19 protein-coding genes are annotated in these 20977 nt (G+C 64.5%); 7 read left to right on the top strand and 12 right to left on the bottom strand.

Features of this window, described 5'->3' with window-relative positions; genetic code table 11:
• Positions 1–39: 39 nt before the first annotated feature.
• The 3 genes from NDN01_RS11700 to NDN01_RS11690 all read left to right on the top strand — a co-directional run bounded on the left by NDN01_RS11700 (position 40) and on the right by NDN01_RS11690 (position 4541).
• A complete protein-coding gene (locus NDN01_RS11700; RefSeq protein ID WP_272627569.1) occupies positions 40–879 on the top strand; it encodes a metallophosphoesterase family protein in 840 nt (279 codons plus the stop codon).
• Complete coding sequence (locus tag NDN01_RS11695; protein WP_272627567.1) at positions 876–2174, top strand: spinster family MFS transporter; 1299 nt, start codon at positions 876–878, stop codon at positions 2172–2174. The genes NDN01_RS11700 and NDN01_RS11695 overlap by 4 nt, the downstream gene beginning before the upstream one ends.
• An 87-nt stretch (positions 2175–2261) precedes the next feature.
• Positions 2262–4541: a TonB-dependent receptor plug domain-containing protein gene (locus NDN01_RS11690; protein WP_272627566.1), complete on the top strand. Its 2280-nt coding sequence runs from the start codon at positions 2262–2264 to the stop codon at positions 4539–4541.
• Between the two features lie 74 nt (positions 4542–4615).
• On the opposite strand, the gene NDN01_RS11685 is transcribed toward NDN01_RS11690, so the two are convergent.
• From NDN01_RS11685 to NDN01_RS11635, 11 genes are all read right to left on the bottom strand, one after another.
• On the bottom strand, positions 4616–5374 hold the full coding sequence (locus NDN01_RS11685; protein WP_272628178.1) for an IclR family transcriptional regulator: 759 nt from the start codon (positions 5372–5374) through the stop codon (positions 4616–4618).
• 72 nt (positions 5375–5446) lie between these two features.
• Positions 5447–6628 (bottom strand): amino acid aminotransferase, encoded by a 1182-nt coding sequence (locus tag NDN01_RS11680; protein WP_272627565.1) that lies wholly within the window; start codon positions 6626–6628, stop codon positions 5447–5449.
• 102 nt (positions 6629–6730) lie between these two features.
• Positions 6731–7384: a glutathione S-transferase family protein gene (locus NDN01_RS11675; RefSeq protein WP_272627563.1), complete on the bottom strand. Its 654-nt coding sequence runs from the start codon at positions 7382–7384 to the stop codon at positions 6731–6733.
• A 22-nt stretch (positions 7385–7406) separates the two neighbouring features.
• Complete coding sequence (locus NDN01_RS11670) at positions 7407–8816, bottom strand: aldehyde dehydrogenase family protein (RefSeq protein WP_272627562.1); 1410 nt, start codon at positions 8814–8816, stop codon at positions 7407–7409.
• A 20-nt stretch (positions 8817–8836) separates the two neighbouring features.
• A complete protein-coding gene (locus NDN01_RS11665; RefSeq protein ID WP_272627561.1) occupies positions 8837–9595 on the bottom strand; it encodes an HpcH/HpaI aldolase family protein in 759 nt (252 codons plus the stop codon).
• Positions 9592–10398, bottom strand: a complete 807-nt coding sequence (gene hpaH, locus NDN01_RS11660) for a 2-oxo-hept-4-ene-1,7-dioate hydratase (protein ID WP_272627560.1) — start codon at positions 10396–10398, stop codon at positions 9592–9594. Before hpaH ends, NDN01_RS11665 begins: the two co-directional genes overlap by 4 nt.
• 8 nt (positions 10399–10406) lie before the next feature.
• Positions 10407–10796 (bottom strand): 5-carboxymethyl-2-hydroxymuconate isomerase, encoded by a 390-nt coding sequence (locus tag NDN01_RS11655; protein ID WP_272627558.1) that lies wholly within the window; start codon positions 10794–10796, stop codon positions 10407–10409.
• Positions 10796–11614 carry an extradiol ring-cleavage dioxygenase gene (locus NDN01_RS11650; protein WP_272627555.1) on the bottom strand — a complete coding sequence of 273 codons (819 nt, stop codon included), beginning with the start codon at positions 11612–11614 and terminating at the stop codon, positions 10796–10798. Before NDN01_RS11650 ends, NDN01_RS11655 begins: the two co-directional genes overlap by 1 nt.
• Positions 11611–11937, bottom strand: a complete 327-nt coding sequence (locus NDN01_RS11645; RefSeq protein ID WP_272627553.1) for an aromatic ring-opening dioxygenase subunit LigA — start codon at positions 11935–11937, stop codon at positions 11611–11613. The genes NDN01_RS11650 and NDN01_RS11645 overlap by 4 nt, the downstream gene beginning before the upstream one ends.
• Complete coding sequence (locus NDN01_RS11640; protein WP_272627551.1) at positions 11934–12686, bottom strand: fumarylacetoacetate hydrolase family protein; 753 nt, start codon at positions 12684–12686, stop codon at positions 11934–11936. Before NDN01_RS11640 ends, NDN01_RS11645 begins: the two co-directional genes overlap by 4 nt.
• Complete coding sequence (locus tag NDN01_RS11635; protein ID WP_272627548.1) at positions 12683–13288, bottom strand: fumarylacetoacetate hydrolase family protein; 606 nt, start codon at positions 13286–13288, stop codon at positions 12683–12685. The genes NDN01_RS11640 and NDN01_RS11635 overlap by 4 nt, the downstream gene beginning before the upstream one ends.
• Positions 13289–13434: 146 nt before the next feature.
• Between NDN01_RS11635 and hpaE the strand changes: the two genes are divergently transcribed.
• The 4 genes from hpaE to NDN01_RS11615 all read left to right on the top strand — a co-directional run bounded on the left by hpaE (position 13435) and on the right by NDN01_RS11615 (position 19984).
• Complete coding sequence (gene hpaE, locus NDN01_RS11630; RefSeq protein WP_272627546.1) at positions 13435–14943, top strand: 5-carboxymethyl-2-hydroxymuconate semialdehyde dehydrogenase; 1509 nt, start codon at positions 13435–13437, stop codon at positions 14941–14943.
• 52 nt (positions 14944–14995) lie between these two features.
• The gene (locus NDN01_RS11625; RefSeq protein WP_272627545.1) at positions 14996–16171 is read left to right on the top strand and encodes an aromatic ring-hydroxylating dioxygenase subunit alpha; all 1176 of its coding nucleotides are present in this window, start codon (positions 14996–14998) and stop codon (positions 16169–16171) included.
• Positions 16172–16177: 6 nt separating this feature from the next.
• Positions 16178–17533 (top strand): MFS transporter, encoded by a 1356-nt coding sequence (locus tag NDN01_RS11620; protein WP_272627544.1) that lies wholly within the window; start codon positions 16178–16180, stop codon positions 17531–17533.
• 177 nt (positions 17534–17710) lie between these two features.
• Complete coding sequence (locus NDN01_RS11615; protein ID WP_272627542.1) at positions 17711–19984, top strand: TonB-dependent receptor; 2274 nt, start codon at positions 17711–17713, stop codon at positions 19982–19984.
• Between the two features lie 91 nt (positions 19985–20075).
• On the opposite strand, the gene NDN01_RS11610 is transcribed toward NDN01_RS11615, so the two are convergent.
• Positions 20076–20930, bottom strand: a complete 855-nt coding sequence (locus tag NDN01_RS11610) for an IclR family transcriptional regulator (protein WP_272627540.1) — start codon at positions 20928–20930, stop codon at positions 20076–20078.
• Positions 20931–20977: the final 47 nt, after the last annotated feature.

Here is a 20977-nt window from a genome sequence, read left to right as displayed (position 1 = left end):
GTGATTGGGCGGGGGGGATTGCTCCGGCAAGGACGCGCGATGCAGATCGCGCTCATCTCCGACACCCATCTCACCCCTCTCGAGCCGGCCTTCGACGCCAATCTCCGGGCTGCGCGGCAATGGGTATCCGGCCACGCGATCGATCTCACCATTCATCTCGGCGACATCACCGCCGATGGTGCGGTTCGGCCGGACGAACTCGTTCATGCGGCGGCCCAACTCGACGAGTGGCCGAGCGAGCTTCGCCTGATTCCCGGCAATCACGATATCGGCGACAATCCGGGCGAGACCGCCAAGACATTGGTCAGCCCGCAGCGGCTCGATCGCTACGAGGCGGTATTCGGCTGGGGCTATTGGGCGGAGCAGGCCCAAGGCTGGACGCTGATCGGCCTGAACGCGCAATTGCTGGGGCGGTGCGACGCGGCTGAAGCTGAGCAGGAGAGGTGGCTCGACGCGTTGTTGCCCGCGATCACCGGGCCGGTCGGCCTGTTCCTGCACAAGCCGTTGTTCCGCGACGGCCCCTCGGACACCAGCCGCCATCACCGCTACGTGCCCGTAGAGGCGCGCGACACCTTGTTGCGCCGGCTGGCGGCGATCGATCTGCGCTTCGTCGCATCGGGGCATACGCATCAGTCGCGCAAGCTTCATATCGACGGGACAGAGCATGTCTGGGTGCCCTCGACAGCGTTCGTCCTGCCCGACGCCGCGCAGGAACGGATCGGCGACAAGGAAACCGCGATGCTGCTACTGACACTGCAACCCGACGCGCACCATTTCACGCTGGTTCACCCTGCCGGGCTGGTCGAACACGATCTGATCGATCATGTGCACGTTTATCCCGATCAGGCGGCGGCGTTGCGCGCGCTGGGCGGACAATGACGACCGCATCCACGCGATCCGGCAAATATGCCTGGTTCGCGCTCGCCGTCCTGATCCTCGCCTATGTGCTGGCGTTCGTCGATCGTCAGTTGCTCAACCTGCTGGTCGAGCCAATCAAGCACGATCTGCACCTGAGCGATCTCCAGATCAGCCTCTTGCAGGGCTTGTCCTTCGCGCTGGTGTTGTCGATCAGCGGCCTGCCGGTCGGGCGACTGGTCGATCTCGGCGTGCGGACGCGCATCCTGGGCGGGGCGGTGGCGGTTTGGAGTCTCGCCACCGCCGCGTGCGGGCTGGCGGGCGGCTATTTCCAGTTGCTGCTCGCGCGCATGGGCGTCGGCATCGGCGAAGCGGCGATGACGCCCTCCGCCTATTCGCTGATCGGCGATTATTTCCCGCCGCGCCGACAGGGGATCGCCATCGGTTTTTACAGTCTCGGGCCGCATCTCGGCTCGGGGCTGGCGCTGGTACTCGGGGCGTTGGCGATCCGGCATTTGCCGGACAGCGCGGTGCTGCCGTTGCTGGGCGCGGTACGGGGATGGCAGATGGTCTTCCTGCTGCTCGGGCTGCCCGGCCTCGTCATCGCACTATTGGTGGCGCTGCTCAGGGAGCCTGCGCGGAGCGGCGATACCACATCCGCGCCGCCGCTTGCCGAGGTGCTGCGCTGGTTCAAGGCGCGCGCCGCGCCGGTCGCGCTCGTCAATCTCGCGGTGGCGACCGCCGCGATCGCGACATACGGCCTTTCGGCCTGGGCACCGACCTTCTTCCACCGCAGCTTCGGCATGACGGCGGCTGAGATCGGCGGACGGCTCGGGCTGGTGACGATGCTGGCGGGCTCGGCGGGCACGTTCAGTGCCGGGCTCATCGGCGACTGGCTGGTCCGCGCCGGCCGCGAGGACGGGCGTCTGCGTGTGATGGCGGGAGCGGGGGCGCTGGCCGTTCCGTTCGTGCTCGCCGCGCCGCTGATGCCGAGCGCGGGCTGGAGCCTCGCGCTGCTGGTGCCTGCGGTCTATTTCCTGACGGTGGTGATCGGATCGGGGCCGGCGACGCTCCAGTTGCTCACCCCGCCGCGTCTGCGGGGCATGCAACATGCAGTCGCAGTGCTGGTCGTCAATCTTATCGGGCTCGGCCTCGGGCCGACGCTGGTCGCCTTCGTCACCGATACGGTGCTGCGCGACGAGGCGCGGCTCGGCGTGGCGCTGGCGATCACGCTGCCGATCGCGTCGCTGGTCTCGATGCTGTGCGCGCTGGCGGCGATGCGGCCGCTTCGCCGGGCGCTCGCGGCGGGCGTTGCGTAACGCACAACATGGCTGCGAAGCTGTGCGTTATTCGTCGCGCCGCACCCTCGCTATGGCCCGCCCCACAAGTTTTGAAGGGGTCGATCGATGCGTTCGCTGCCAATGTTCATTTGCGCCGGTATTGCAGCCGCCAGTCCCGCCGCCGCCCAGCAGACCAGCGACGGCACCGGTACGCCCGACGATATCGTTATCGTCGGGACCCGTGTCAGCGGCCGGTCACCCGAAACTTCGCCCGCGCCGGTCGACGTCTATAGCGGCGCGGATCTCACCCGGCGCGGACTGACCGATCTGCCGCGCGCGCTTCAGTTCATCGCGCCGTCGTTCAACTATCCGCGCAGCGCCACCGGCCCGTCCGCCGCCAATACCCGTGCGGCGTCGCTGCGTGGCCTGTCGCCCGACGAGGTGCTGGTGCTCGTCAACGGCAAGCGCTGGCACAGTTCGTCAGTGGTCAATTTCAACAACGTGATCGGTCGCGGCTCGGTCCCGGTCGATCTCGGCACCATCCCGGTCGCCGCGATCGAGCGGATCGAAGTGCTGCGCGACGGGGCCGCGGCGCAATATGGCTCGGACGCGATCGCCGGGGTCATCAACATCGTGCTGAAATCGGCCGATCACGGCGGGATGGTCTCGGTCCAGTCGGGCCTGTCCAGCGCGGGCGATGGTGCGTTCCATGTCGGCACGGTCAATACGGGGCTGCGGCTTGGCGAGCGTGGCAGTCTCAACCTCACCGCAGAGGTGCGTTCGCATGCCCCCACCAACCGAGTTGCGATCGACAGCCGCTATGGGCGGATCACCGGTGAGCAGGGTGACCCCGACTCGCTGGATATCAGCACCGCATTCAACGGCCGCTACGATCTTGGCGGTGCGGAGCTTTATGCCGATGCGATCTACTCACATCGTGGCTCGACCAGCCCCGCGCAGTTCCGCGCGCCCGGTATCTCGGTGCTCTATCCCAATGGGTTCGTGCCGCACATCGTGCTCAACCAGGACGATGCCGGTGGCACCGTCGGCATTCGGGGCAGGGCAGGCGGGTTCACCTGGGATCTGAGCGACACGGTCGGCTATAACGATGCGCAGTTTGTCGCGAAGGACACCGCCAACACCTCGCTCGGGGCGACCAGCCCGACACGCTTCGACGCCGGCGGTTCCAGCTATTTCCAGAACGTCGCCAATTTTACGGTCAGCACGAAGCTCGCCTTGCTGGCCGGTGGCAACATCGCCGTCGGCGTCGAGCATCGCCACGAACATTACGACATCCGCTCGGGCGAGGCGGCATCCTTCACCGGTGCGGGCGCGCAGGGGTTTCCGGGCTATAATCCGCCGAGTCCGGTGCATCTCGGCCGCAATGCGGTCAGCGCGTTCGTCGATGCCGAGATGAAGCCGGTATCGATTCTGACGCTGGGCGGCGCGGTCCGCTACGAACATTACAGCGATTTCGGCAGCGCCGTGACGGGCAAGGTAAGCGCTTTCCTGAAGCCGGCGTCGTTCGTCGCCTTGCGCGCGACCGCCTCGACCGGCTTTCGAGCGCCCTCGCTCCAGCAGACGGGATTCAGTACCGTTTCCAGCCAGTCCAGCGGCGGCGTGCTCGTCAACATCGGCACCTTTGCCGTCGGTGATCCGGTCGCCCGGGCGCTCGGCGCTCAGCCGCTGCGCCGCGAGAGGTCGCGCAATCTCAGTGGCGGCGTGGTGCTGACACCGGGTGGCGGTTTCACGCTCACCGCGGATGCCTTCCATATCGAGATTGCCGACCGCATCGCGCTCAGCGACACGCTGAGTGGTGCTGCCGTCACCGCGGTGCTGAAGGCCGCCAACATAACCAACGCCAGCCAGGTGCGCTTCTTCACCAACGCACTCGATACCACCACCAACGGCTTCGAGATCGTGGGCCGGTGGGGCGGGCGCGTCGGCGATGCGAAGCTCGATCTCGGCGTCGGCTATGGCAAAGCCAGAACCCATGTCGACAAACTGGCGAGGAATGCGACTGTGCCGGCGTTGCCGTTAATGGGCACGATGGCGCTCGATCTTCTGACGACGGCGCAGCCCCAGGACAAGATCACGGCATCGGGCAGCGTGGTGCTGGGTGCCTTCACGCTCAACGCGGATGTCGTGCGCTTCGGCAGCTTCAAGGCGGTCTCACTGGTCGCCGAGCAGGTTTTCGCACCCGTCACCACGCTTGATCTCAGTGGCACGTTCCGGGTGGCGCCAGGCTTTGCCATGACATTTGGCGTGCTGAATCTCGGCAATGCCTATCCCGACAAGATCATCGATCGCGCGCTCAGCCAGGGCGGCAGTCTGCAATACCCGGAAGTCGGAGGGCTCGGCACCAATGGCCGCGAATATTATGCCCGTGTGACGATGTCGTTCTGAGTCGCCCAATCAACGAGGCGGGTCAGCCGCCCCGGTCGCGATGTACCGGGTCAACGAGATGCCCATGCGCGCGATCATTTCGATCGCGTACCCTCCACCATGGGCATAAGAGGCGAAACGGCACCTTCCGCATATTCCCTCTGAATCAGCGCACTTACTTCGTAGACGTGGCGGATCAGATCGGCGCCGGGCTCGGGATCGACCAGCGCCGATGAGAGCACCAGCCCTATGGTCGCGGCTATTCCACCGTCGCTGTCGAAAATAGGGGCAGCGATTCCGCCAAGACCGTTGCCGCGTGCGTCAGCCTCGAAATCGACGCCGAAGCGGGCGAGATTGACGCGTACTCGCTCGGAATCGACCGGCTGACGTTCGAAATAGGCGGTCAATCGTGCCGCCGGGGATTTCGGCAGTTCGAGGAGCGTACCAGGCTGGATGACGACGCCCGGTTCGAACTCGTTCGGCACCGCCGTCACCACCATGGCGCCGGAGCGTGCCGGCAGCGTCTGCACCGCGGTGTGTCCCGTGCGGTCGCGCAACACGCGCAGGAACGGGCGTGCGAGTTCCACGATATTGCTGCGGTAGATTGCCGCGCGACCGAATTTGAGCAGCTTGCGGCCGAAAACATAGCCGCCGCCATGGGGTGCCTTGTCGACCAGTCCCAACAGGGTGAGCGTCTGCAAATGCCGTGACACACGTGTTTTGGTCATGCCGAGATCGCGGGCGAGATCGGTAACGCGAACAGGGCCGAAAGAATCCGTCAGGCAGTCGAGAATGCGGACCGTGACTTCAACGCTTTTGACCGCAGCTGGCCGTAGATCCAAACTCTCTGTCATCCCCACCCGATCTCGTTTGCAACTCTCCCCCTCGCGATAGCATGCACCGCACAGGGGGAGAAGCGAGCCGCTTCAGCTGACCGCCGAGATCGCCTGCGCGACATGGCTGACGTTCCCAGGCGTCAGTCCAGCGAGGTTGGCACGGCTGGAGCCGCTGATGTGGACGTGCCATTCCTCGCGCAGCCGGCGCACCGCGTCGCTCGAAATGCCGAGCATCGCGAACATACCATGCTGGCTGGCGAGGAAGGAATAGTCGCGCCGGTTGTTGCCCGACAGCAGCCTTACCAGTTCAGCCCGCATGTCGCGGATGCGGTTCCGCATCGCCGACAGTTCCTCCTCCCATGCCGCGCGCAGTGGAGCATCGCCGAGGATATGAGCGACGATCGCCGCGCCGTGATCGGGCGGCATCGAATAATTGGTGCGCACGACGGGCAGCAGGTTGCCGAGCGCGGTATCAGCCTGTCGCGCATTGGCGCCGACCAATGTCAGCGCGCCGGTGCGCTCGCGATAGAGCGCGAAATTCTTGGAGCAGGAACTGGCGACGATCAGTTCGGGCAGCCGCTCGGCGAGGATCGCAAGGCCCTGACGGTCTTCCTCCAGACCCTCAGCGAAGCCGAGATAGGCTAGATCGATCAGCGGCGTCGCGCCCGAACGGGCGATAAGGTCGGCGATCTCGGCCCATTGCGCCGCGCTCGGGTCAGCGCCGGATGGATTGTGGCAGCAGCCGTGGAGCAGCACCGTGTCCCCGGGGCGCAGATCGGCCAGCGCGCTCATCATCGCGTCGAAGCGCAGCGTGCCGGTCGGGATGTCGTAATAAGGGTAGTTGACGATCTCGAACCCGACCACGCCGAAGATCGCCGGATGGTTCGCCCAGGTGGGATCGGGCAGGAAGATACGCTGGCCGGTGCCGAACTTGCGGATGAAGTCCGCCGCGACGCGCAACGCGCCGGTGCCCCCCACCGTCTGGATCGAGCGAGCGCGCGAATGCGCGTCGGAGCCTTCACGGAACAATAGTCCGCGTGTCCGATCGTTATATTCGGGGTTCCCGGCGGAGGAAAGGTAGCGCTTGGTCGCCTGATTCTCGATCAGCCAGCTTTCCGCCGCCTTGACGGTCGGCAGGACGATCACCTGGCCGTGCTCGTCCTTGTAGATGCCGATGCCCAGATCGACCTTGTCGGGGCTCGGGTCACTGGCAAAGGCCTGCGCCATGCCCAGGATCGGATCGATCGGCGCGTCGGGTAATTCGGCAAACATTTCGGCCCTCGCTTTTTGGTATCGTAATTCGATACATTGGAACGTATTGCGATACAACATGCGCGCCGAACCGCTGATGCGGCAGATCCGGCGTTTACGGTTTCAGTATTGAATGCCGGTAAGTGCCAGCCGCTTCGCCCCGGCGCGCTCGCGTTCCAGCGCCCGCTGGAGTGGCGCAAGCCGGCGAACGCGCGCGGCATGATCGACGATCGCCGGATAGTCCGACAGCGGAAAGCCGCCCTTTCCCGCTACGTTGCACAACCAGAACAGATAGACGTCGATGATCGACCAGCGATCTCCATACCACCAGCGGCCATCCACGCCTTCAGCGATGAGCGTGCATTCGACGGCGAACTTGCGCATCCCGTCAGCCATCACGTCGGCCGGATCGCCGGCGGTGTATTTGTCCGGTGCACGAATCTGGCGCATCGCCGGGTGTAGCGTGGAAGAACACCAGAGCAGATCGGTCAACGGTGCGATATCAGTGACGGGATCGGTGCTGTGCGGCAGCAATCCGGCCTGTGGGAACTGGCGATCGAGAAAGACGAGGATCGCGGCGTTTTCGGTCATGATCCGGCCGTCGATCGCCAGCGCCGGTACCTTGCCCTTGGGATTGACTCGACGATAGTCGGGCGTTTTCTGCTCATCCGTTCGGACATTCACCAGTCGGTCGCGATAGGTGACGCCGGTTGCCTCAAGCGCGGTCATCGTGACGCGCGAGCAGGCGCCCGGAAAGAAATAGAGCGTCAGGTCCATGATGCGGCCCGTATGGCGAGAATCATGCGCCGGCGGGGAGCCGGACGGTCTGCAATTGCAGATATTCGTCGAGCCCGTGCAGGCCGAATTCGACACCGATCCCGGATTGCTTGGCGCCGCCGAACGGAATGTCGGGCGAGATCTTGGCATGGTGGTTCACCCAGGCCGTTCCGCATTCCAGCCGTTGCGCTAGTGCCGCCGCGCGACCGACATCAGCCGACCAGACCGATCCGCCCAGGCCATTCTCGCCGGCATTGGCGCGCGCCAGCACGTCCTCCACATCCGAATAACGGATGATCGGCAGCACCGGGCCGAACTGTTCCTCGTCAACGATGCGGTTGCCGTCGGTTACGTCCACTACCACTGAGAGCGGGAAGAAATATCCGTCGCCTGCTAGCGGTTCGCCACCGGCGAGGAAGCGTCCTCCTTGCTTCCGTGCGTCCTCCGCCAAGGCACGGACATAGTCGTACTGGCGCCGGTTCTGCACCGGGCCATATTGTGTGTCGGGATCGTCGCCCGGGCCGACCTTTGCCGCAGCCGCCAATGTGGCCAGCCGTTCGGCCAGCGCGTCGTGCAGGCTGTCATGGATATAGACGCGTTTGATCGCGGCGCAGATCTGCCCGCTGTTGCCAAACGCATGGGCGAAGATCTGTGGCGCGATCGTATCGACATCGGCGTCGGGCAGGACGATCGCGGCGTCATTGCCGCCAAGCTCAAGCGTCAGCCGTTTCAGATTGCCCGCGCCATCGCGCATGATCGCGCGGCCGGTGGGGGTTGAGCCGGTGAACACCACCTTGTTGATGTCCGGATGCCTGGCGATTCCGGAGCCGATCTCGACATCGCCGGTCACTACATTCCATACGCCGGCCGGCAGATGGCGATTGGCGATCTCCACCATGCGCAGCGTGGCGAGCGGCGTATTGGGCGACGGCTTCAGCACCACCGTATTCCCGGCCAGCAGCGCGGGGATGACGTGCCAGATCGCGATCATCACCGGGAAGTTCCACGGCGTAATCGAGCCGACCACGCCAAGCGGGCGGCGATGGATTTCGATGCGGCCACCGTCCGGCTGATCGATCCGCTCGACAGGCGGACGGAAACCGGCGGTGGTGCGGATCCAGTAGATCGAGCCCTGGATTTCGCCGACCGCGGACCGCACCGGCTTGCCCTGCTCACGCGAGAGGAGTGCGGCGAGATCGTCGCATTCAGCCGCCAGCGCCTCGGCGAAACTGTTGAGCAACGCGGCGCGCTGATCGATCGGCAGTGCGGACCAGGCGGGAAAGGCAGCGCGCGCGGCGGCGACCGCGTGATCGAGATGCTCGACGGTTGCCAGCGGGCATTGTGCGAATTCGCGGCCGGTCGCCGGATCGATCACGGCGAAGGTTTCGACGCACGGCGATTCCCGGCCACCGATCGTCAGTTGAAAGGTCATCACTTTCTCCAGTGTCATGTTCAGCCGCGGCAGGTCCGCAACAGCGCCCGCCCGCCGTTGGCGAGCAGGCCGATATCGGTGCCAACCGAAATGAAGGCGAAACCCTGCGCCGCGCGGGCCTGGGCATCCTCCGCATCGAGCGCGAAGATGCCGGCGGGCTTGCCGGCGGCGCTGATCGCGGCAAAGGCGCGATCGATCGCTGCCTGCACCTCGGGTGCCCGCGGGTTGCCGAGATGGCCGAGCGATGCGGCGAGATCGGCCGGGCCGATGAACAGGCCATCGACGCCGTCGACCGCCGCGATTTCATCGACCGCCGTCAGTGCCGCGCCGCTTTCGATCTGGACGATGATGCCGACACGCTCGTGCGCCGTGGCCAGATAATCGGCCTGCCCGCCGAAGCGCGAGGCGCGGCTGGTCGAGCTGGCAACGCCGCGTATTCCCCTTGGCGGGAAGCGCGAGGCGGCGACGATCGCGCGCGCCTGCTCAGCGCTTTCGACCATGGGGATCAGCAAGGAGCCGAAACCGAGGTCGAGATATTGCTTGATGTTGACCGCGTCGCCCACGGGCGGCCGCGCGATGGCGTGGATGGGGTAGGGGGCGGTCGCCTGAAGCTGGGCAAGCAGCGTCTGCGCGGTATTGGGCGCGTGTTCGCCGTCGAACAGCAGCCAGTCGAAGCCAAGGGTCGCGCAGATCTCCGCCGTGTAGGGGGAGGCGAGCGCTTGCCACAGGCCAAGCCGGGCGCCGGGCGCCGAGTCGATCCATTCACGAAACGCGCTCATGCGAAGCGTACCGAAATGGCGCCGAGCGGGCCGAAATCGACATGGAAGGTGTCGCCCGCGCGCGCCGGCACTGGTGCCGTGAAGCTGCCGCCGAGGATGATCTCGCCCGCCTCGAGCGTTTCGCCATAGGGGTGGAGTTTGTTGGCGAGCCAGGCGGGGCCGAGCGCCGGATGTCCGAGCACCGCGGCCGCCACGCCGGAATCCTCGATCACGCCGTTGCGGTAGAGCAGCGCCGAAACCCAGCGCAGATCGACGTCGCCGGGCCGGATCGGCCGCCCGCCAAGCACCAGCCCGGCATTGGCCGCATTGTCCGAAATCGTATCGAACACCTTGCGCGTCGTGCCGGAGGCGCGATCGATCTGTTCGATCCGCGCGTCGATGATCTCGATTGCCGGGACGATATAGTCCACCGCGTCGAGGACATCGAACAGCGTGCAATCGGGCCCGCGCAGCGGTTGTTTCAGGCGGAAGGCGAGTTCCACCTCGACGCGCGGCACGATGAAGCGCTCGATCGGAATGTCGCGCCCGTCGGGGAACAGCATGTCGTCGAGCAGCAGGCCATAGTCGGGTTCGTCGATATTGGATGAGCGCTGCATCGCGCGGCTGGTCAGCCCGATCTTGTGTCCGATGGCTTTCCGCCCCTCGGCGATCTTGCGCCGTGTCCAGGCGCGCTGGACCGCATATGCGTCCTCGATCGTGATCCCGGGGTGGCGCAGCGAGAATTGCGCGACCTGCGTGCGGGTGCGTTCCGCTTCGTGCAGTTCGTCGGCGAGCTGCTCGAACTGGTCGGTGGAGAGAGCCATGGTTCAGGTCATTTCCGTGCAGTGAGGCGGTGATGGATGGTGTTGTGCTTCCACCCCTCCGCTTCTTCGACGTAGAGCGAGAGGGCGAGGGAGCGACGTTCGAACAGATCGCCGAGGAATGCCTTCACCGCGTCGAACATCTGGTTGAAGAATGCCTGCTTGAACGCAGCATCGCGGCCCACCCCCATCTTCACGTCGATGTTGATGAAGGCATCGTCCGCGCAATTGCTGTCGGCGATGACATAGTCGGTCAGCCGGATCGCACGCACCCGGATGCCGCCGACCGGGAACACGTCGCTCGAACGCTCGCGCATCTCCGCCGCGATCAGCGACAGGAGACCGCCAAGATCGAACGCGCCTTCCAAATTGGCGGTCCATTCGATGGTGGCGTGTGCCATCACACGATCTCCGACCGGCCGATTACGCAGCCGGTGCTGAAAATCGGGATCGGTCGATAGAAATCGATATGCCCCTTGCCGCCGGCGGCGGCTGCGGCGGCGATCAGCGTGCGGATTTCATAACCGCCCTGGCCGCCATCGGCATAGGTTTCCGCATCGGTGTAATCCGTCATCCGCGCCTCGTCGCCGGAGGACCAGCGGTCGAGAAAGTCACGATCCCACGCCTCGTTGATCCGCCCGCTGTCGGGGGTCGCTGGCCAGTGCGAGATGCCGCCGGTCCCGACCAGCGCGATCCGTTGCGGAACCTTGTCGGCGGCACGGCGCAGCGCACGCCCGAAGGCGTAGGCGCGGTGCAACGGAGTGAGGGGCGGCCCTTGGCAATTGATGTTGGCGGGGATCACCGTCAGCTCGTTTTCGGGATCCAGGAAATGCAGCGGCACCATGATGCCGTGGTCGAATTTCCATTCCTCGGCATAAGCGACGTCGACCGTCTGCTGGACCTCGGCGATCAGGCGGCGCGACAGGTCGGCGTCGCCACGGATGCGCTGGCGCGGGATGCGCAACCAGTCCGGATTCTCGATCGGGCCGTCATAATGATCCGCCGCGCCGATCGCATAGGCCGGCATGTTGTTCATGAAGAAATTGGCGAAATGCTCCGCCGCGATGACGATCAGTACGTCAGCTCCTGTCGCGCGGATCGCCGTGTGCATCTCGCGAAACGCCGCATAGAACGGGTCGCGCAACTCAGGCGGAGCGAGGTCGGCGCGGCCGGTGATTCCGGGACCGTGGCTGCAAATTCCGCTGAAGACGAGTGTCATACTCCAGCCACTTTCTCATCGATATCGGTTGTCATCGCATAGACTCCGGCACGGACCGGGCCATGTATCCGCACGCCGTCGCGCATCCGCTGGAGATAGTCGGACCATTCGATCTGGCTGAATGCGGCGAAATGCATCAGGATCTGTCCGTTGACCCCGAGCACGTAGAGCAGGCCGATGTCCGGCTCCAGGATGGCGGCACGTTCTTCCCCGGTCAGTTCGTAACGGTCGCTCACCGCCGCCGCATCACTGGTGAAGGCGGCTTGCAGGGATTGGTCGCGGTTCAGTTCGAACAGCAGTTTCTGCAACTGGTAGAGGCTCATGGTTGCAACCCCACGCGATGGACGAGGCTCCCTATGCGATCGATTTCGCATGCCACTTCATCGCCTTCGCTGACGAAATGAACGCCATGCGGCGTGCCGGTCAGGATCATGTCGCCGGGCGACAGCGTCATGAAGGATGAGAGATAGGCGATCAGTTCCGCGACCGGGAATACCATGTCTGCGGTCGAACCCGACTGGACTTTTGTCCCGTTGACCGTGGTGGAGAGGGCCAGCGCCTGCGGATCGCCGACGTCCGCTGCGTCCACCACCCACGGGCCGAGCGGGGTCAGCGCGTCGCGGTTCTTCACGCGCAGGTTCGGGCGATAATAATTCTCCAGAAACTCGCGCACGGCATAGTCGCAGGCGATCGTGTAGCCGCTGACATGATCGAGCGCATCGCGCGCGGGGACCCGTTGTGCCGTCCGTCCGATCACCGCGACCAGTTCGCACTCCGGGTGCATCTGATCAGCGTCGCGCGGCTTGGGCGAAACGCCGCCATGCGCGACAAAGCCGTTCGGTCCCTTGAGGAAAACGAGCGGCAGCGACGGCGGCTTGAAACCGAGTTCCGCCGAGTGATCGGCATAATTCAATCCCAGCGCGAAGATCGTCGCGCCAGGTGTCGCCGGTGGCAGCAGCGTGATTTCGTCCCAGCGGACATGTGTTCCATCAGCGAGCGTGATCGCGCCCTCGTCCGGCGTGACGACACCCCATTGCTCGCGTCCGGCATGGATCAGTCGGATGCGCTTCATGCTTGCTGCTCCGCGATGAGCGCGACGGTGAGCGCTGGAAATCCCTCGGCGGCGACCTCGATAATCTCACCCGCGCGCGCGAAGGGGGCGTCACCGGCGATGCCGGACAGCAGAATATCGCCGGGCATCAGCGTCATGAAGCTCGAAACGTCGCGATCGAGCGTCACGGGATCGCGCACCAGCCGCGACAGGTTCCACCGATGCCGCTCAACGCCGCCGATGTAGGTTATGATCTCGATCGTGGCGAGATTGGAAGGCATCGCGACCGCCGGGCCGAGCGGCAGGAAGCCGTCTCGGCAACGCTCGGCGATCGCCGGGCGATAGAAGCTGGCGTGCGGCGCGAACAGGTCGATCGCCAGCCGGGCGACCGATGCGCCGGTCATCGCCCGCTCGATTGCGATAGTTGCGCCTACTGCAACTTCCGCAACATCGGCCGGTATCGTCACCACCGATCGGTTGGCGGCAAAACAATTGCGCGGCTTCACATAGAGAATCGGCGCCACGGGCGGCTTGCCGTAGGGCGCTTGCGTCAGCGCCCCGGCCAGCTCTGCTAGGTGGGCGCGATCGTTCAATGCCACGCCATAGGCGGTTCCGCCGATCATGCTTTCCTCTCATCCCTCATGGTCGGCAGGCGTAATATTTAACATGATAAGCGTCAAGCCACGCCATCCGGGGGCGTTACGTCAAATCGGTTTGACGACGGCGGTTTGGCTATATACTTAACACGATAATCAATTGCGGAGTTGTCATGCAGCCGGATCGTCGGAAGATCGCCATGGGGGCCGTCGCCCCTTTCACCAACCAGCCGCTCGGCCACTTCGTCGATGGCGCGTCGGTCATGGGCGAAGGAGCACCGTTCCCGATCACCGACCCATCGACCGGCGCACTGCTGGGCGAAGCGCGCGACGCGAGCGAGGCGGAATTGAACGGCGCGGTCGCGGCGGCGAAGCGCGCTTTCCCCGGCTGGGCCGGAACCTCCGGGGAGAAGCGCAAGGCGATCCTGCACCGCGTGGCCGATCTGATCGAGGCACGCGCGGAGGAAATCGCGGCGGTCGAATGTCTCGACGCTGGCCAGGCGTGGCGCTTCATGTCCAAGGCAGCGCTGCGCGGCGCTGAGAACTTCCGCTTCTTCGCCGATCGCGCGCCGGCCGCCGCCGACGGCCAGTCGCTCCCGACGGCTGAGCATCTCAACTTCACCACACGCCATCCGATCGGCCCGGTCGCGGTGATCACGCCGTGGAACACGCCCTTCATGCTCTCGACCTGGAAGATCGCGCCGGCGCTGGCGGCAGGGTGCACGGTCGTTCACAAGCCGGCGGAATGGTCGCCTTATTCCGCGCGCCTGCTGGTTGAGATCGCGCACGAAGCGGGCCTGCCCGCCGGCGTATTCAACTCGATCAACGGGCTGGGCGAGACAACTGGCCGCCGCCTGACCGAACACCCCGATATCAAGGCGGTGGCGTTCGTGGGCGAATCGAAAACCGGCAGCGCGATCATGAAGCAGGGCGCGGATACGTTGAAGCGAGTCCATTTCGAACTGGGCGGCAAGAACCCGGTGGTGGTGTTCGACGACGCCGATCTCGATCGCGCGCTCGATGCGGTGGTGTTCATGATCTACTCGCTGAACGGCCAGCGCTGCACGTCGTCGTCGCGCTTCCTCGTCCAGCGCTCGATCCACGATAGGTTCGTCGCGCGCCTGGCGGAGCGGGTGCGCCAGTTGAAGGTCGGCGATCCGTTCGACTCGGCAACCGAGGTCGGGCCGCTGATCCACGAGCGCCATCTCGCCAAGGTGTCGGGCTACGCCGATGTCGCGACGGCCGATGGCGCGACGATCGCGGTGGGAGGCAAGCGGCTCGACGGCGACGGCTATTTCTATTCGCCGACACTCTACACCAATGCCGATATCGGGATGCGGATCGCACGGGAGGAGATTTTCGGCCCGGTGCTCACCGTCATCCCGTTCGAGGACGAGGCGGACGCGATCGCCAAGGCCAATGCGGTGGATTACGGTCTGGCTGCCTATATCTGGACTCGCGACCTGAGCCGCGCGCTGCGCGTGTCGAACGCGGTCGAAGCGGGCATGGTCTGGGTCAACAGCGAGAATGTCCGTCACCTGCCCGCGCCATTCGGCGGGATGAAGGCCAGCGGCATCGGGCGCGACGGCGGCGATTGGAGCTTCGACTTCTACATGGAGACGAAGAACGTCGCGCTCGCTACCGGCAACCACAAGATCCAGCGGCTGGGCGTCGAGGCCTGACCCCTGTCGTGAAAGAGGGCGCGGTACGACGCCCCGAAATAAGGGAGCGGATATGGAAATGTTCAGTGCCTATACCTTGCCCACCCCGACATTTGATGCGGGACTGACGCAGGTGGGGCGCGGCACGCCGATGGGCGAATTGCTGCGTCGCTACTGGCACCCGGTGGCGGTGAGCGCCGACGCGTGCGAGACGCCGCGCATCGTCACCGCGCTGGGCGAGCGCCTGGTGTTGTTCCGCGATGGCGAGGGACGACCGGGGCTGCTCCATGAACGCTGCGCGCATCGCGGCACGTCGCTGTATTACGGCAAGGTCGATGGGCGCGGCATCCGCTGCTGCTATCACGGCTGGCTGTTCGATGTGGACGGCAAGTGCGTCGAACAACCGTGTGAGCCTGCGGGTGGAGCGCGGACGGCGGGTCGGGTGCGCCAGCCGGGCTATCCGGTGCAGGAACTCTATGGCCTTATCTTCGCCTATATGGGGCCGCCTGAGAACACGCCCGTTCTGCCGCGCTATGACGTACTGGAGGAACTGGCCCCGGGCGAGTTCATCGAGGCGGACGACACCAGCCTGGGCAGCGGCGGCCCCGCAATCGTACCGTGCAACTGGTTGCAGCATTTCGAGAATGTCATGGACCCGTTCCATGTGCCGATCCTGCATGGCAGTTTCAGCGGCAACCAGTTTGTCGCGCAGATGGCGCTGATGCCGGAAGTGCTGTTCGAGGAAACCGAGCGTGGTATCCAGAGCACGCAGGTCCGCGATCTCGGCGAAGGCAAAGTCCATCGCCGGATCACTGAGGCAGTGCTGCCCACGATCCGCGCGGTGGCAAATCCCCGCGCCGAGAATATGGGACCATGTTCGTTGCTCGGCTGGGTACTGCCGATCGACGACACCAGCTTTCGTATCTATTCCGCCGGGCGCGTGACGGAGAAGGGCGCGCTGGCCAGGATCCGATCGCACTTCAACGGCAAGCTGTGGCACGAACTGACCGAGGAAGAGCATCGCACACTGCCAGGCGATTATGAGGCGCAGGTCGGGCAGGGCGCGATCACCTTTCACTCCGAGGAACATCTCGTCACCTCCGACAAGGGGATCGGGCTGTTGCGCAGATATTATCGCCGGCAGATCGAACGCGTCGCGGCGGGCGACAACCCCATCGGCACCCGGTTCGAGGGTGCCGATCCGCTTGTCCGTCTCGCGGCGGGTATCGCGATCGTCGCGGCGAGCTGAACGGCGGTGGCGGGAATCACGCATTCGTCCGGCCGGCCCGAGCAAAAAAGCTATGCCTATAGCTGGTATACGGCCGCAGTCCTGATGGTCGCCTACACCTTTTCGTTCCTCGATCGCCAGATTCTCAATCTGATGGTCGGGCCGATCAAGGTGGACCTTCATCTGACGGATACTCAGTTCGCCCTGCTTACCGGCGGCGCGTTCGGTATTTTCTACACGGTGATGGGCCTGCCGATCGGTTGGCTGGCCGATCGCTATCCGCGCACGCGGATCATCGCCTGCGGTGTGGCGTTGTGGAGCCTTGCCACGACCTGCTGCGCGTTCGCACGCTCCTTTCCGATGCTGATGGCGGCGCGGATCGGCGTCGGGGTGGGAGAGGCGACGCTGTCACCGTCCGCTTATTCGCTGCTCAGCAACAGTTTTGACAAGTCGCGATTGCCCCGCGCGATGAGCGTCTATTCGGTCGGCATCTATATCGGTGCCGGGCTCGCGCTGATCCTGGGGGGCTCGGTCGTGGAACTGGTCGCACGGTCGCCGGAGATGCATTTGCCGCTGATCGGGACGGTCCGGTCGTGGCACGCCGTCTTTCTGGTGATCGGGCCGCCGGGCCTGCTCGTCGCGCTATGGATCTCCACGCTGCGTGAACCGGCGCGGGATATCGATCATGCGGCGGTGGAGACCGGGAGATCCTTTTCGCTGGTGCGCATCGGGCGCTTTCTGGCGACCTGGCCGGCAATGTCGGTCTCGCTGTTTCTCGGATCGGCGATGCTGGCGATCATGAGCTACATGGACGCCTGGTATCCTGAACTGTTCATCCGGACGTTCCAGTGGAACGCGGCGCAGACGGGGCATGTCAATGGTCTCGCATCGCTTTCCGCCGGGCCGATTGGCATGTTGTCGGCGGGCTGGCTGTCCAGCCGGATGATCGCGCGTGGGCGAAGCGACGCCTGTCTTCGGCTCGCGCTGTATGCGGCGATCGGGCTGAGCGTCTTCGCCACCGCGATGCCTTTGATGCCGGATGCGACGACAATGGCGGCGATGCTCTGGCCGATCAAATTCCTCGGCGGCTTCGTGCCGGTCCTCATTCCATCCGCCATCCAGATGATCGCGCCCGGCAATATGCGTGCGCAGTTGAGCGCGGTGTTTGGCCTTACCGTGGGTATTCTCGCGGTGACGCTTGGTCCGGTCCTGCCGGCCCTGATCGGGGATTATATCCTGCATGACGAAAAAGCGCTGAATCTGTCGCTCGCTCTTGCGGCGGCGATCGTCGGCCCGGTTGCGACACTATTGTTGTCGGTCGGTCTGAAACAGTTCCGCGCCTGCCTGATGGCGATGCAGCACGAGGGAAGTGGCCCAGCCTGAGCCCTATTGCGTCACTGTTGCAGCTTCGTGTCGCGGTTTGTTGTTTCGCTGCGCGCAACAAATCATCAAGCGCGTTGCATCCAGTGTGGATAAAAATAACATGTTATCTAATTCGATCTGGAGATGGGTTCAGCAACCCGGTCCGGACGATGTGTTGGGAGGGGAAAGGTGGGTAAGATGAAACAGACAGTTATGATGGCGGCATCCTCCGTGGCGATGGCTGTAGCGCTGGTAGCGACGCCAGCCGTTGCACGGGCTGCCGAAGCCGTGCCCGCGGCTGATACCGACACCGCGAAACCCGCCGACGATAGCGGCATTCCCGATATCGTCGTCACCGCCAACAAGCGCGAACAGCGGCTTCAGGAAACCCCGAGCAGCATCGGCGTGATCACCGCCGAAGATCTGACCAAGCGCCAGGTGACGAATATCGAGCAGGTCACGCGCAACGTTGCGGGCCTCAACGTCATCAATGCCGGGCCGGGGCAGAACACCCTGATGATCCGCGGCCTGGTTGGCGCCGGCGAATCCACCGTCGGTCTCTACTACGACAACATGCCCACCGCCGGCACCGGTGACAGCGCGACCAGCGCCGCCGGTCGCCAGACCGACTTCCTCGTCTATGACGTGCAGCGCGTCGAGGTGCTGCGCGGTCCGCAGAGCACGCTCTACGGCTCGTCGGCGCTGGCCGGTGTGGTGCGCGTGCTGTCCAACCCGGCGAAGCTGGGTGTGATGGAGGGACGCGTCGACGTCGAAGGCTCGCAGGTCGAGCATGGTGGGGCGGGCTATTCGGCCAAGGGCATGGTCAACGTGCCGCTCGGCGATTCCGTCGCGTTCCGCATCGTCGGCTACGGCGTCCACACGCCGGGCTTCATCGACAACAAGGCGTTCGGCAAGGACAACATCAACAGCGCGAATAGCTGGGGTTTCCGCTGGAACGGTATCTATGAGCTTGGTGCGGATACGACCGCTACCACGCAGTTTTACCTGCAGGACCTGAAGTCCAACGGACAGCCCTATGAATGGGCGCGTCCGTCGGTGATCGGCGGCGTCGCGCTGCCGGCGGCGGGCGATCTTCAATCCAGGACGCAGAGCCGCGAGCCGTACCACGATCGCTCGATCCTCGCTGGCCTGACGCTCGAGCATCGTTTCTCGAACATGACGCTGACATTTACCCAATCCTATCAGCGCCGCCGGAACGAGAGCTATACCGATCAGCAGGGGCTGCCGCTGTTCTTCGGCTTCCTCCAGAGCATTGGTGCCTTCCCGCAGATCACGTTGCCGACAGCGATCACCTTCCGCTCGGCGCAGAAATTGACGATGTGGAATTCAGAATTGCGGTTGGCGACGAGCTTCGACGGCCCGTTCAACTTCATCGTCGGCGGCATCTACCAGAACCGCCGGACCCAGATCGACAACAGCTTTGTCGACGTCAACCTGCGTACCGGTTACTCTATTCCATCCGACCCCCTGTGGTATCGGCGCGCAGGCGATTTCAAGCTCGACCAGTGGGCTGGTTTCGGTGAGACGACGCTGAAGCTTTCCGATAAATTCTCGGTCCTTGGCGGCGTGCGTGTGTTCTCGAATACCCGCCATGATATCGCGACCTCGATCGTGCCGTTCCTGCGGCTCGGCTCGAACGGCGCGCCGGACGATGTGCGGAGCAAGGAAAGCAAGGCGATTTACAAGTTCGAGGCGGACTATAAGCCGACCAACGATGTCATGCTCTACGCCTCGGCGTCGCAGGGTTATCGCGCCGGCGGTACTATCGTCAGGGTCGTGCCGGAGCTGCCGGCGTCCTATGGCCCGGACTATACCTGGAACTTCGAGGCTGGCGCCAAGACCGACTGGTTCAACCGCGCGCTGCAGGCGAACATCGCGCTGTATCGGATCAACTGGTACAATACGCAGATCTCGGGCGATTTCTTCAACGGGTCGTTCTCGGGCGTGCTCAATTGCTCAGGGCTGTGCGCCCGGTCGCAGGGTGTCGAGTTCGATCTCACCGCGCGGCCAGTGCACGGGCTTGAGCTGACCGCCAGCGGCACCGTGTTCAAGGCGAAGTGGCTGAAGGATCAGCCGGCGATCTCCGGCTCGCCGGTGGCCGGCACGCAGTTCGCCAATACCCCGACGTTCACGCTCAACGGCTCAGCGTCGTATAGCTGGGCGATCGCGGGCGACAGTTCGCTGGAATTCCGGGTAGATGCGCAGCATCGCGGCAAATATGCCTTCATGGACTATCGCCCCGCCTACAACCTGATGGCACCGCAGGCGTTCACCCTGGTCAACGCGGCGCTGACCTTCGCCCACAAGAAGGATTGGACCGCGTCGTTGTTCGCGCGGAACCTGTTCGACAAGCGGGCGCAGATCAACTCGATCGCCGACTCGGTGACGCCATACCAGACGCTTATCGCGCAGCCGCGCACGATCGGCGTGCAATTCGGTACCAAGTTCTGACCTGAGGTGTTGTCGGGCGGCCGTTGCGGTCGCCCGGTGCCGCTGCGAAGCCGGAAGCCCTCGTCGCAGGTCGACGGGGGATTTCGTGTTGCTATCCCACGGGGAACTGGAAGCGCGAGTTGAGCCGTCGCGAGCACAGGCTGCAGCAACGCAGCAACGCATCGATCAGCGGGCGCGGCGGGCCTCGTTCGCCGAGTTCCGAACTGGGGATCATCACCGTCACCACCGCGCGCAATTGTTCGTCCTGATCGAACACCGGCGCGGCGACCGCGCCGTGGCCGAGATTGAACTTGTCGCGCGTCCAGCAAACATAGTGGCGCTGGATATCCGCGATTTGGACCATGAACTCATTGCGGTCGGCAATGCGGAAGTTCGGCTCGCGCGCGCACAGATGGCCGAGCAATTTCTCCCGTCGCTCTCGCGACTGGAAGGCGAAGGCAATCCGGGCCGAAGGCGAATGCGGCAGGCTCAGCACCAATCCCGGCTTCACGTCGATATGAATTGCCTGCGGCGCGGGGATCGATCGCACCACGACCGCGTCACCGCCGGCATCGGTGCACAGCAACACCGTCAACCCGATATCGCGCGCGAGCGCCACGATATGTTCATCGAGTAGCGTGACGAGATCGAGCCTTCCGGCGGCGATATGGCCCCAGCGCACCAGGCGCCAGCCAAGCTCGTAGCCGCGGCTGCCCTGCCGTCCGACCAGCCCGAGCAACTCGAGATTGGCGAGGTGGCGTGAAGCGCGTGATTTGGTGATGCCTAACATAGTCGCCACGTCCTGAACGCTGACCTTGCGGCCGCGTTCGGCGAGAAAGTCGATGATCGCGGTCGCGGTTGCGACTGCCTCGATCTTGCCGAGCCCCTCCGTTGGCGCTTGTCGGCGCGGATCGCGGTCATTGCTTTCGGGCAAAGTCTGTTGCGACATGCGCAACAAATAGATCATTTTGTTGCGCGTGTCGATACCGCGTTATAGCTCCGACCCAACAATTT

The sequence above is a fragment of the Sphingomonas sp. QA11 genome (genome assembly GCF_028473665.1).
Taxonomy (GTDB): Bacteria; Pseudomonadota; Alphaproteobacteria; order Sphingomonadales; family Sphingomonadaceae; genus Sphingomonas; species Sphingomonas phytovorans.
Note: the sequence above shows the minus strand (reverse complement) of the source record. Positions and strands in the feature narration are given on the sequence as shown.